The organism is Glutamicibacter sp. B1 (assembly GCF_039602135.1).
GTDB classification, from domain to species: domain Bacteria; phylum Actinomycetota; class Actinomycetes; order Actinomycetales; family Micrococcaceae; genus Glutamicibacter; species Glutamicibacter ectropisis.
This window is the reverse complement of the sequence record NZ_CP125942.1, coordinates 2,827,405-2,840,563: the sequence shown is the minus strand read 5'-3', so window position 1 is coordinate 2,840,563 and position 13,159 is coordinate 2,827,405. Positions and strand designations below refer to the sequence as shown.

Sequence of the window (13,159 nt, the reverse complement as noted above, 5' to 3'; positions counted from 1 at the left end):
GCGGTCAGGTCAGGGCGGCCGAAGCCGGCCGGCGGGGTAGCGTCGGTCACGTCGAGGTCTTTCGGATGGATGCGTAGGAACCTCCGTCGTCGGGAGACCTCGACGTCTATCTGCGGACCGACGCGCCCGGCCGACCTACACCCTCATCTGGGAAGAGCCAGGAAAGCTCCCCTGTCCCGGATTGGGGACAGGGGAGCTGACGGGTGCGGTACTAGGCGGTGACCTTCGAACCGACTTCCTTTTCCATCTCGCTGAATTCTGCGTCGATGGTCGGGTTCGGACGGTAGGTGGCTCGCGAGACGAGCCAAGCAACCACCAAGGCAACGATGAAACCTGGAACGATTTCGTACATGGCCGAGGAGAGCGGCTTGATGTTGCCCCAGATGAAGACCACGACTGCACCGGAAACCATGCCGGCGAAACCGCCAACGGCAGTGAGCTTGCGCCAGTACAGGGCCAGCAGGACAATCGGGCCGAAGGCCGCGCCGAAGCCTGCCCATGCGAAGGAGACCAGCTTGAGAATGGACGAGCCAGGGTCCAGCGCCAGCAGGGCCGCGATTACGGCCACCAGCAGCACGCCGGAGCGGCCCAGCATGACCAGGGCCTTGGGCGAAGCCTTGCGGCCGGTGATGTTGTAGAGGTCCTCCACCAGTGCCGAGGAGCAGACGATCAGCTGCGAGGACATGGTGGACATGATCGCTGCCAGCACTGCGGCCAGTACCAGTCCGGCAATCAGCGGGTGGAAGAACGTCTGGCTCAGCAGCAGGAAGACGGTTTCGCTGGTCGACTCATCCAGTGGATTATCGGCGAAGTGCGCGACACCGATGAACGCGGTGAGCACAGCGCCCAGAGTGGTCAGGAACATCCAGCCAATGCCGATGCGGCGAGCGGTCTTGGCCTCGGCAGGGGTTCGCAATGCCATGAAGCGCACGATGATGTGCGGCTGGCCGAAGTAGCCAAGGCCCCATGCTGCGGTGGAGAAGATGGCTACGGCCGCGAGGATCGCGCTGTTCTCGTTGAAGGACGAGAACAGGTTGAACGCATCGGGATTCATCTCGGTGATCTTGGAGCCGATATTTCCGATGTTGCCCATATTGATTACTGCGACGATTGGCACCGCGATCAACGCGGCGAACATCAGGAGACCCTGGACCATGTCGGTCAGTGATGCGCCGAGGAAGCCGCCGAAGAGGGTGTAGAGCAGGGTAATGACGGCAACAAAGAACATGCCGCTCAGGTATGGCCAGCCGAAGGATGCTTCAAAGAACTTGCCGGCGGCCACCATGCCTGAAGAGACATAGAAGGTGAAGAACACCAGAATGATCACGGCAGAACCGATGCGCAGCAGGTGCGCGTTATCCTTCAAGCGCTTTTCAAAGAAGCTTGGAATAGTGATGGCGTTCTCCGAAATGGCGGTGTAGGAACGCAGTCGCGGGGCGACAAACTTCCAGTTGAGCCATGCGCCGATGAGTAGGCCGATGGCGATCCATGCCTCGTGCAGGCCGCCGAGGTAGATGGCGCCGGGAAGGCCCATGAGCAGCCAGCCGGACATGTCGGAGGCGCCAGCCGAGAGGGCTGCTACCCAAGGTTTCAGGCCGCGGTCGGCCAGCATGTAGTCGTCGATATTGTTGGTTCGGCGATACGCGATATAGCCGATGCCAAGCATGGCGGCCATGTAAATTGCGATCGCAATCATCTGGAAGGTCTGGTCGGACATAGTTCCTCATTACCGTTGCTGTCCTGGATCGGTGCGATGATCCAGGACTCGGATTCAAGTGGTGCGAGTCACCACTATGACACGAATTATGCGCTTTGTCGCAAGTGTCATTTCTGTCTTGATGATGCTTTTTCCTCATCGACCGTATCGAAGTCTTTTGGTGTTGCCAAAATTACCAAGTCGTTTGCGTCACTCATTCCGGGCTGTGCGTGCAATGTGTTACGCACTGCCTGAATGCCCGGTGACTTGGCCGAAGAATGCCTCATTGCGGTGAAAATGGTGCGGGACGGGGCACCGGGTAAATCTATGGTGCGCAAGGTGCGCGCATTGGAGCGCAAGACCAGATCCGGCAACATCGCCACCGCGTTTCCGGTTTGCACCAATTCCACGTGCGCTTGCAGGTCGGCGGTTTCGTAGCGTAGGTCTGGTTCAAACCCGGCCAGCCGGCAGGCTTGTAGGGCCCAGTGCCGGCTCGCTGCACCGACGGGCTCAACAACCCATGGCAGGGTGGCCGCGTGCTCTAGCGAGGTGACGCGGTCGAAGTCCGCATTGCCTTTGGCGCCCAGTGCTGGCAGGGCGAGCCGGATGGCGTCGTGGGTCAGTACCCGCCGGTCAAGGTTTGCGTAGTGCGGGGCGGAATGGCCCGAGTATTGTTCGGCGACCACCAGATCAAAGCTGCGGCTACTGGTTTCCTGCAGGGCATCGGCCGGTTCCTGTTGGCTCATTTCCACTCGAAGTTCGGGGTATTTTTCGCGCAATTCTCTCAGCACTGGTGGCATGAGGGCCAGCATGGCGGTCTGGAAGACGGCGAGCCTGACGGTGCCGGCGATGGTGGATAGGGTGCCAGCTAGATCTGCTTCGGCATGTTCCATGGCTTCTAAGAGCGTTTCGGTGTGAGTCACCAAAAGCTGTGCCTGGGCGGTGAGTTTGAGGGTGCGCCCGGTGCGGCGTAAAAGCTGTACTCCGGCTTCGGCTTCGAGCTGGCTGAGCTGCTGGGAGACCGAGGACGGGGAGTAGCTCAAGGACTCGGCCACTTCGGCGATGGTTCCGCGGATGCTGAGCTCTCGAAGTAGTCGTAATCGTCGCAGTTCAAGCACTGGTTTTCCGCCGTTTCGTCGAGGTGAGAGTCAGGTGTATCCATACATTAGCAAAACCGAACAAATATATTCGGTTTTGTTCGCTTTTGCTTAACGCAACTTAGGTTCATACTCGAAATTGCACACAGCTTTTTGTGCGGGAACTACCGCAAAGAGAGCCATAACGACATTAACGTTCGGTGCCGAACTACGACTGAATAACTTTGCATCGAAGGGACCACTAAGTGTCTTCAATTTCCACCCAGCACACCGTGCCGGCAGCAGTCGACGCTGCTGGCAACCCGCTTACCTCTCCTGGCGAACTAGCCGAAGATGTCATCGCGTTGGTGCGCCGCTGGCTCGCCGAGGCGTCCAACTATCCTGTTGATGCGGCGGCTGCCAGACTGGCCGGTGTGCTCAAGGATCCCAACGGTTTGGACTTCACCGTGGGATTCGTCGACGGAGTCATCCGTCCCGAGGACCTGCGCGTGGCCGCAGCCAACCTCAAGCAGCTAGCACCCAAGGTTCCTAGATTCCTCCCGTGGTACATGCGCAAGGCAGTTGCCCTCGGTGGAATCATGGCACCAGTGATGCCACAGGTGGTGGTCCCCGTGGCACGCAAAGTCTTGCGCGAAATGGTGGGCCACCTGATTATTGATGCCTCCGAAGCCAAACTGGGTGGCGCGATCAAGAAGATCAAGCGCGAGGGCGTCAACCTAAACGTGAACCTCTTGGGTGAAGCCATCCTTGGTGAGGGCGAAGCTGCCCGTCGTCTGGAAGGCACCACGACCCTGTTGGCCCGCGACGATGTGGACTACGTGTCCATCAAGGTTTCCTCCACCGTGGCTCCACACAACCACTGGGCTTTTGACGAAGCAGTGGAACACATCGTGGAGAAATTGAGCCCGCTCTATGCGCTGGCAGCTCAAAGCCCCAAGAAGAAGTTCATCAACCTGGACATGGAAGAGTACAAGGACTTGGAGCTGACCATTGCGGTCTTCACCAAGATCTTGGCTCAGGATGAGTTCAAGGATCTTCCTGCGGGTATCGTGCTGCAGGCTTACCTGCCAGATGCACTCTCCGCGATGATCAAACTCCAAGAATTCTCCGCAGCCCGTGTTGCAGCTGGCGGAGCACCGATCAAGGTTCGCGTCGTGAAGGGCGCCAACCTGCCGATGGAAACCATGGAAGCGGACATCCATGGCTGGCCGTTGGCAACCTGGCACAGCAAACAGGATTCTGACACCAGCTACAAGTCGGTGTTGGAATACGCGCTACGCCCAGACCACGTGAAGAATGTGCGTATCGGCGTTGCTGGGCACAACCTCTTTGACGTGGCCCTGGCGTGGCTGTTGGCCAAGGCACGCAACGTCACCGAGGGTATCGAATTTGAGATGCTGTTGGGCATGGCCACCGGTCAGGCCGAAGCGGTCCGCGCAGAAGTTGGCTCCCTGTTGCTCTACACCCCGGTGGTGCACCCGCAAGAATTTGATGTGGCCATCGCCTACCTGATTCGACGCCTCGAAGAAGGTGCCAGCCAGGAAAACTTCATGTCGGCAGTTTTTGAGCTCTCCAAGAACGAGCAGCTCTTTGAACGCGAAAAGAATCGTTTCCTCGCTTCCTTGAACGCTATGACCGATCACGTTCCGGCACCACATCGTGTGCAGAACCGTCAGGCACAAGACCCGCAGCTCGCCGAGCGCATCCAGGGTTTCGCCGATGGATCAACCGAATTCTTCAATACTCCTGATACGGACCCTGACCTACAACAGAACCGCACCTGGGGACGCGAGATCCTGGCCAAGATGGAAGCTTCACCCCTGGGCAAGGACCTGGTGAAAGCCAACACCATTAATGCTGCCGGCGAATTGGATGAAGCCATCGCCATGGGCGTTGATGCCGCCGAGGAGTGGCAAGCACTGGGGTCGGCGAAGCGCGCAGAAATCCTGCACCGTGCAGGCCAGATCTTTGAAGAACGCCGTGCAACGCTGCTTGAAGTACTGGGCTCCGAATGCGGCAAGACCATTGACCAGGGCGACGTGGAAATCTCCGAAGCCATCGACTTCGCCCACTACTACTCGCAGCTGGGCCTGGAACTAGATGAGGTCGATGGGGCCAAGTTTGTGCCATCCAAGCTGACCGTGGTTACCCCGCCATGGAACTTCCCGATGGCCATCCCTGCCGGGTCGACCCTTTCGGCCTTGGCCGCCGGTTCGGCCGTGATCATTAAGCCAGCAACCCAGGCCGCCCGCGTGGGGTCAATGATGGTTCAGTGCCTCTGGGATGCCGGAGTGCCGAAAGATGTCCTGCAGTTGGTTTTTGTCGGTGACCGGTCGCTGGGTCAGCAACTAGTTTCCGATGAACGTGTGGACCGGTTGATCCTCACCGGTGGATATGAAACCGCGCAGCTGTTCCGTTCCTTCCGTAAGGATCTGCCACTGCTGGCCGAGACCTCGGGTAAAAACGCTGTGATTGTCACCCCGCATGCTGACCTTGATTTGGCGGCCCGTGACGTGGTGCAGTCAGCCTTTGGTCATGCCGGTCAAAAGTGTTCGGCAGCCTCGCTGGTGGTTTTGGTTGGTTCCGTCGCCGATTCTCGTCGCTTCAATAATCAGCTGATTGACGCGGTGAAATCCTTGAAGGTTGGCTACCCATGGAACCCAGAATCGCAGATGGGCCCATTGATTGGTGAACCCGGCGAGAAGCTCAAGCGCGGTTTGACCACCCTAGGTGCCGGCGAGCGCTGGGCCATCGAGCCGAAGCAACTTGATGATTCGGGCAAGCTCTACTCACCGGGTGTGCGTTACGGCGTGCAGCGTGGCAGTGAATACCACAAGACCGAATACTTCGGCCCAATCCTTGGCGTGATGACCGCACAGTCTCTGGAAGAAGCGGTAGAGATCGTCAACGAGGTGGACTACGGACTGACCTCGGGACTGCACTCACTGGATAGCGGAGAGATGGCTTACTGGATGGAAAACATCCAGGCGGGCAACATTTACGTGAACCGTGGCATTACCGGCGCGATCGTCCAGCGTCAACCATTTGGTGGCTGGAAGAAGTCGGCTATTGGCGCCGGCACGAAGGCCGGTGGCCCGAACTACCTCATTGGTATGGGTAGCTGGAGTGATGCACCGGTGAAAAACGGTGCAGCCCTCTCGCGTTTTGATGAGCAGTTGCTCAACGCCGCTGAATTGGATCAGGCGCCGACCCAGTGGCTGACTTCAGCCTTGGGCAGTGACAAGTACTGGTGGAACACCGAATTCAACCAGGCTAAGGATCGTTCGGGCTTGATCTCGGAGCGCAACGTCTTCCGCTACCGTAGTGTGGATGTCACGGTCCGCTTTGAGCAGGAAAGCAGTGGTCACGGACTGGCTGAGGCTCTGCGTGTGGTGGCTGCCGGGGTGACCGCCGGGTCTCGCGTGCGCCTGTCCTTGGACGCTGAGCTTTCTCGGGAGCTTCGCAACCTGTTGGCCGAGCACTCGGTGACCGTGGTGCGTGAAGATGCTGCACAGTTCGCTGCTCATGCCGCCAAGCTGGCTGCGAAGAATGGGCCAGACTCTGCTGCTCGTATCCGCTTGATTGGTGGATCGGCGAAGGTCGTGGCTGAAGCTACCGACGGCAAACCAGATGTTGCGATCTATGCGTCACCGGTGACTGCTGCGGGCCGGGTGGAACTGTTGCCCTTCCTTCACGAGCAGGCGGTATCGATCACCGCGCACCGTTTCGGTACACCTAATCACCTCAGCGACTCGTTGATCTAGTCTCGCGTATTAAATAAGGCAGCCAGCATTCCGTCGTGGAATGCTGGCTGCCTTATTTAGTGGCTGAAAACTACTTCTTGGCTTTCCAATATTTACGCACGAGGAAGTCGGCGAGGGCGGCCAATAGGGCCGGAATAATGTAGCGTCCTATGGTGGCTAGGACGAAGGCAGGTAGTGAGCCATGCTCGGAGGTCACCGATATGTGGGCGAGGAAACCCATGCCGATGGCAGCTAGTAGTCCGGTGATCCAGCCGGCCAGTGCCCGCGAGCGCAGCACAAACCAGCCGACTAGTGCGAGTACCGGCAATAGTAGGCCCCAGACCATGAAGTAGCCGGCATACTCTCCGGTGAGGTCCAGGGCTGAGACCATAAACCAGTCACCATATTCGACGGTATCAATCACCGGCAGTTTGAGCACGACATCGAGGACCTGTGAAAGCAGGACTAAAGCCATGGCAAAAATTTTGGTGTCCGTGCGACCTGGGAGGAACCAGAAGCTAGCAATGCCTACAGCTCGGATGGCCCATAGCGATAAGACGATTAGTAGGCTCCCACCGGTGATGTAGTGGGCGGTGGCCAGCATAGTGGAGCCGGCGATACAGACGATGAGTACAAGCCATACCCCGATCAGTCGGGCGGGCAGTTGTAACAGTGGTTTTTCTTCGCTCACTAACTCAACTCTAGTAAGGCTGGCTGTGCAAGTGCTGTTTTGGTGATCAGTGTGGCCCTAGGCTTCGCGATACGTGGACGGTTTTATGGGCAGAGAACTAAGTGAATGGGGAGGCTGGGAAGCAGGACTAGGCAGAAAAGTTACTCAGCGGTAATGTGATGGTATGCACATGATATTCCGAATTCTCATGGTCTTTTTTAATAGCAAAAAGGCCACACGCCTCTCCATGTTCGACACCAGCTCGGTGACCATGCGAGCCACCTTGACCGACATCGACTTCGCCGGTCACATCAATAACGGCATGTATTTATCGATCTTCGACTTGGGCCGCTTTGACCTGATGTTCCGTTCCGGTGTCTGGGACATCATGCGGAAAAACAAATGGACCCCAGTGGTCCAGACCGAAACCATCACCTTCCGTAAATCGGTACGCCTGGGCACCAAATTCTCGCAAGAGACCCGCCTGCTGGGCATGGATGATAAATGCATCTATTTTGAACAGCGCATCGTCGTCAAGGGAGAAATTTACGCCCGCGCATACATTGCCACGCGTATGACTTCCAAGAAGGGCGCCGTCTCTAACGAAGAGATTCTTGCTCAGGTGGGACTGCAAGTTCCTGAAGATCGCGTAGTGCCAGACTGGATTCAGCAGTGGCGTGAACAAGGAGCCCTACCGGGCTCGCGCAAACCAGCCCCACATAACTGGGTCCACTAAATTTCAGTGGCCTTTGGCGGCGTCAATGAACTGGGCGATCAGCGCAGGGTCTTTGACGCCGCGAGATGACTCAACTCCCGAAGAGACATCAGCCCCGGTGGCCTGCGAAAGGTCTAAAGCTTCTACAACGTTGTGCGGGTTCAGCCCGCCAGCCACCAGCCACTGCCGTCCGGAAGCTAATTCCCGGACCGCAGCGTAGTCCCAACTTTCGCCGCTGCCGGGAACTGAAGCGTCTATGAGCAATAAGTCTTCGCCCCAATCGGCAAACTGCTCGGGACCAGCATCACGGCGAACGGCGCGAATCACCTTAAAGCCTGCGTCGTGGGCGGCTTGAACATCCTCGGCAGAACGCTGACCGTGTAGTTGTACCCAACCAACCTGCGCCTCGGAGGCACGTTCTAGCACCGTAGGCAAGTCCTCCGAGTGGAATACCGCCACGGTGGCAATGCCCTCAGGAACCAAAGTAGCTAGCCGAGCAGCCTGCTGCGGGGAAACCTCACGAGCACTAGCGGTGAGTACAAAGCCAATCGCATCTGCACCATGCTCAACGGCCACCTGAACATCCTGTGCGGTGGACAGTCCGCAGACCTTTACAAAAGGTTCAACTCTACTCATGATGCACTCGATTCTACGAGGTGTACCGGGGTGTAACCACCGGGAGCGTTGGCCCTAATCGCCACGAGTTCACGGGCGTGATCCCATAAGCGTTGATCTTCGGCGCTGACCGGTACCCATGGTTTGACCGGAACCGCGGTCCCGGTTTCGTCACGGGTGACCATCACCGTGAGGCAATAGGTGGTCAGGTTCATCTCGTGAGTCTTTGGGTCCCCGGAGCGTACGTGTACCGCAATATGCATTCCCTTATTACCGGTGTACACCAAGCGAGCTTCCACCTCGACCAGATGCCCAATGAGCAGTGGCCTGTAGAAACGGATACCACCGGAGAAAACGGCAACGGTTTCTCGACCACAGTAGCGGGCAGCGCACAAGGCAGCAGCCTCGTCGATCCACTTCATCACGATGCCACCGTGAACCTTGCCGCCCCAGTTCACATCCGTAGGTGCGGCCATAAAACGAAGTAGGACTCGTTCGGCTGTACCCGCCTCGGTGTACTGCTGATCTTTCATCGACGCAACGATGCGTTCCCGAATATCAATGCGGGCTAGGGCATTCTGGCGTAGTTCAATTTCTCGCGGAGTACCAGGCATGAAATCGGGAACCGCGGTTGGTTTGCCACGATCATCCACCGCCACAAAAATCACCAGACAGTTGCTCGACGCCACGGGACGCAACTCGCGCGGATCCTGGAAGGACACCTCAGTGTGGATGTGCATGGAACTTCGTCCGGTATAAACCACCGAAGCAGTGACTTCAACAAGATCACCCGACTGGATGGGGTCTTCAAAATGAATATTGCCAACGTAGGCAGTGACACAATAGCTCGATGACCATCCAACGGCGGCAGCATAGGCAGCCTTGTCCACCCATTCAAGGACCGTTCCTGCGGGAACGTTTCCGGTGACATCGACGTCGGTAGGGGCTGCGAGGAATCGCAGGGTCACCGAATGGGGACGCTGTTTTAGCTCCGAGGTGCTCATGCACTCCAGTTTCGCCTACTTGCAGTATTACCGGCAATCTGTGACAAGCACCCTGCAGGTCATGCCCGGATCTGGCCTAGGATAGGGGGTGTGCGTAGGGTCTTTGGAATTTTTTCGGCAGCAACAACCATTGTCGTGGCGCTCAGCCTCATTGCCGCCGCCGGAAGTGCCGGACTCGTAGTCCTGATCGGCCAAGGATTTGACCGCCTCTATTCCGGTTCCACCCTTGATAGTCAGTGGTACATCGGTGTTGCTGGTGAGTTATTGGCCTTACTCGTTGCAACCTTTTTGATTCCCATCGTGATCTCTCGCGACAGCCAAGCCCTCACAAACTACCAGCGCTCTAAATTACTAAAGCACTACCTATCCATCGGTCCTCTAGCAGTACGCCGAGCCGGCGAAGGCGAACTGGTCCACGCGGCGATGGATTCGGTGGAACGCTCGGTCAAGTATCGTTCCAGTTTCATCGGACCGGCTAGTGCAGCGGTGGCCACCCCCGTATTGATCTTGTGCTTTATAGCACTCTTTATTGATCCACTCAGTGCGGTACTCATGGTGATCCCTACTGCGCTGGTTCCGGTGATTGTCCTTGGTTTTCAGCGCCGCTTCGGTTCTGCCAACGGCGAGTACCGCAGGGCTCAAGGAATCCTCTCGGCAACCTTCTTGGATGCACTGCGTTCCTTGAACATGCTCAAGCTCAACGGTGGCAGCGCATGGATGAGCAAGACCATCAACATGGCCACCGAACGTGTACGCCAACAGGTGATGAAATTACTGGCCCGAAACCAGCTGATCCTCTTGGTCATCGATTCGAGCTTTGCCGTGCTGCTCTTGGCCAGCGCCTCGCTGCTGGCTTGGTGGCGTGCCAGTAGCGGTGCAATCTCGCCAGGAGCCGCAGTTTCCCTCGTTATTCTTAGTTACCTGATGCTGGCACCGGTGAGCTATGTCGGCAGTTTCTTCTATATCGGAATGACCGGCAAAGCCGCAGAGAAAAAACTTGCCGAGATCCAAGAGATCTCGATGCACCCATCCATGGCTAACCCGCTTCGTGTGAATCTTGCTAACAATGGTCTATTCATTGAAAATCTTCGTGCCAGTTATACCGGTAGCGATCAGGGATTAGAAGATATCAACCTGCAATTTCCTGTTGGATCACGCACCGCTATCATTGGGGCATCTGGCAGCGGTAAAAGCACCCTGATTAGGGTGCTCCAAGGGCAACTTGAATCCACCACCGGGCTCATCCACGATGGACGACAACCGATGGGGCCAGCCACTCTCAAAGCAAACACCGCTGTGGTTGAACAACACGCCACACTCTTCGGTGAAAGCCTTCGTGAGAACTTGCAGCTTGCAGCACCCACGGCCACCGATGAACAATTACTGGCCGCCATCAATCAAGTCAATATGGCGTCCTGGCTGGCGCAGCAACCATTGGGATTGGATCAACCACTGGGCGAAGGCGGTGCCCGGCTCTCCGGTGGACAGGCACAACGCCTATCCTTAGCCCGCGCCCTACTAGCCAATCGCCCAATACTCTTACTCGACGAACCAACCAGCGCCCTAGACGTACACAGCGAAGCTGAAATCACCCGGACCCTGCGTGAACTCGATTCCCAGACCACCATCATTACCGTCACCCACCGGTTAGGACTATTGGCCGATTATGACTACGTGGTGGTGATGGATCATGGAAAAGTAATCCAGTCAGGAGCCCGCGAAGAACTGCTGGAACAAGACGGTTACCTCAAAGAAGCCATGACAAATCTGAACCAGCGCAAGAGGCAACTGCAAACGCGAGGGCTGCCTTCGATAGGGGAGGGGGAAGCATGAGCCAGCACAAGAAGCACACGTTCACGACCGTTCTGTGGCTCATAGGAACTACTAAAGACCTTTTAGCGCCACTGGCCTTGGCAAGTGTTTTTTCATGCCTGACCCGACTGATCTCCTTGAGCATCTACGTTCTGGCCGGAACTGGTCTGGTGAAAGTCTTAGGGCTTCACGAACTAGAAAGATTACAGTCCCTGGGATGGGGTTGGCTGGTGGGACTGATCTTCGTTCTGGGTCTGGCCAAGGGCGCACTGCGTTACCTAGAACAATACGTCGGTCATCGGGTCGCCTTCCTGTCCTTGGCACGACTACGCCGCAGAATGTATGCCGCCTTTGAACGCCAAGCACCCTTTAGCGCAGCGAGCAAAAATTCTGGAAGCCTTCTAGCCCGCGCCACCAGTGACATCGACAAAGTCGAAGTGTTTTTTGCGCACACACTTCCACCCGCGGTATCCGCAGTGGTGGTCAGCGCCCTGGCAACGTGGGGAACGTGGATCGAGTTTGGAGAACAGCCAGCACTGATCCTGCTTGGCGCATACCTCCTAGTTGGTGTCGTCATACCTGCCGTTGGAGTGCGCAGATTGCGCGCCAACGCATCCACCACTGCGACAGTACGTGGCACGCAAAACCAGCTTTTCACTGAAGCCATGGCGGGTGTGGAAGTTCTGCATAGCTTTCACGGCGGTAATAAGACATTACAGAAACTGCGCGCAAGCAATCTTGAAGCCAATGCCGCGGCACTAGGTACCGGCAAGATCACGGCGGTTCGCGCAACTCTGACTCAACTGATCATGTGGGGTGGCCTGCTGGCGTTGTTCATTGTTCTTGGTACCGCAGGGCAACTCGGCGCGCTCGTCGTAGTGGCGTGTGCCTTTATCACTTCCTTTGAAGCGGTACGCACCGTTGACGGATTCATCCTTGGCCTACAGGATTCGCTGGCAAGCGCTCGCCGATTGCACGCGACAGATACCTACAAGCCAACAATCACTGATCCTGCCAACGCTGTGGCGCTGCCCGAGTCAGGGGAACTGAAGATCCAGGACCTTGGGATCTCCTACGGTCCAAACAGCGTAGTACAAGGCGTAGACCTGCAACTGCAGCCTGGTGAAATGGTGGCCTTGGTTGGAGCCAGTGGTTCAGGTAAATCATCGGTTGCTGCGGCCTTGGTCAGAGCCATCGATTACACCGGAACTATCAGCTTTGGCGACGTTGATATCACCACGGCCAGCTTGGATGAGCTTCGTCAAAAGATCATCCTCGTCTCCCAAGAATCACTGATTGTGCGCGGCACGGTGCGCGACAATCTGCTCTTAGGACGGCAGGGCATCACCGATGAACAACTAATTTCAGTACTCGAAGAATTGGGCCTAGGCGACTGGCTGACCGGACAGAAATCAGGGCTGGACACCCGACTCGGAGACCGTGCCACACGACTTTCTGGTGGGCAACGCCAACGGCTGGCGCTGGCCCGTGCACTGATCAGGAAACCTGCCGTATTGATTATGGATGAATCAAGTAGTGCGCTTGATGCAGCCAGCGAGCACCTTGTTTTGCAGGCGGTAGAGCGGCGTCGCCTACAGGGGATGTCGGTAGTCATGATTAGCCACCGCCTCGCCACCGCAGGACAGGCACAACTGACAATGGTTATCGATAATGGCGTCGTTGCTGAAAGTGGGCGGGCCGCTGAACTGCTGGCTAGGGAAGATTCGCTCTTCTCACAGATGGCAATTCGTGAGGTAGATCAGATTTTGCTGGGCTAGATGCCTGACAAGTGAGCTAATAAATATTA

Annotated in this window: 9 protein-coding genes; 4 read left to right on the top strand and 5 right to left on the bottom strand. The window is 57.0% G+C overall.

Annotated features, from left to right (window positions below):
* Window positions 1-211 precede the first annotated feature (211 nt).
* Window positions 212-1,717, bottom strand: coding sequence for a sodium/proline symporter PutP (putP, locus tag QMQ05_RS13295; protein WP_345470734.1), 1,506 nt, complete (start codon window positions 1,715-1,717; stop codon window positions 212-214).
* 107 nt (window positions 1,718-1,824) lie between these two features.
* Window positions 1,825-2,814 carry a LysR substrate-binding domain-containing protein gene (locus QMQ05_RS13290; RefSeq protein ID WP_345470732.1) on the bottom strand — a complete coding sequence of 330 codons (990 nt, stop codon included), beginning with the start codon at window positions 2,812-2,814 and terminating at the stop codon, window positions 1,825-1,827.
* Window positions 2,815-3,038: 224 nt separating this feature from the next.
* Here QMQ05_RS13290 and QMQ05_RS13285 point away from each other — a divergent pair, with 224 nt between their 5' ends.
* On the top strand, window positions 3,039-6,557 hold the full coding sequence (locus QMQ05_RS13285; protein WP_434063147.1) for a proline dehydrogenase family protein: 3,519 nt from the start codon (window positions 3,039-3,041) through the stop codon (window positions 6,555-6,557).
* A gap of 70 nt (window positions 6,558-6,627) precedes the next feature.
* Here the strand turns inward: QMQ05_RS13285 and QMQ05_RS13280 are convergent, their stop codons facing one another.
* Entirely contained in the window at window positions 6,628-7,227 is a 600-nt protein-coding gene (locus QMQ05_RS13280; protein WP_345470730.1) for a hypothetical protein, read from the bottom strand.
* A gap of 163 nt (window positions 7,228-7,390) precedes the next feature.
* Between QMQ05_RS13280 and QMQ05_RS13275 the strand changes: the two genes are divergently transcribed.
* Window positions 7,391-7,942: an acyl-CoA thioesterase gene (locus QMQ05_RS13275; RefSeq protein WP_345470728.1), complete on the top strand. Its 552-nt coding sequence runs from the start codon at window positions 7,391-7,393 to the stop codon at window positions 7,940-7,942.
* Window positions 7,943-7,945: 3 nt separating this feature from the next.
* Here QMQ05_RS13275 and QMQ05_RS13270 read toward each other — a convergent pair whose 3' ends face one another.
* Window positions 7,946-8,557, bottom strand: a complete 612-nt coding sequence (locus tag QMQ05_RS13270; protein WP_345470726.1) for a phosphoribosylanthranilate isomerase — start codon at window positions 8,555-8,557, stop codon at window positions 7,946-7,948.
* On the bottom strand, window positions 8,554-9,540 hold the full coding sequence (locus QMQ05_RS13265) for an acyl-CoA thioesterase (RefSeq protein WP_345470724.1): 987 nt from the start codon (window positions 9,538-9,540) through the stop codon (window positions 8,554-8,556). The genes QMQ05_RS13270 and QMQ05_RS13265 overlap by 4 nt, the downstream gene beginning before the upstream one ends.
* Before the next feature lie 90 nt (window positions 9,541-9,630).
* Here QMQ05_RS13265 and QMQ05_RS13260 point away from each other — a divergent pair, with 90 nt between their 5' ends.
* Window positions 9,631-11,373, top strand: coding sequence for an ABC transporter ATP-binding protein/permease (locus QMQ05_RS13260; RefSeq protein ID WP_345470722.1), 1,743 nt, complete (start codon window positions 9,631-9,633; stop codon window positions 11,371-11,373).
* Window positions 11,370-13,130, top strand: a complete 1,761-nt coding sequence (locus QMQ05_RS13255; RefSeq protein WP_345470720.1) for an amino acid ABC transporter ATP-binding/permease protein — start codon at window positions 11,370-11,372, stop codon at window positions 13,128-13,130. The genes QMQ05_RS13260 and QMQ05_RS13255 overlap by 4 nt, the downstream gene beginning before the upstream one ends.
* Window positions 13,131-13,159 lie beyond the last annotated feature (29 nt).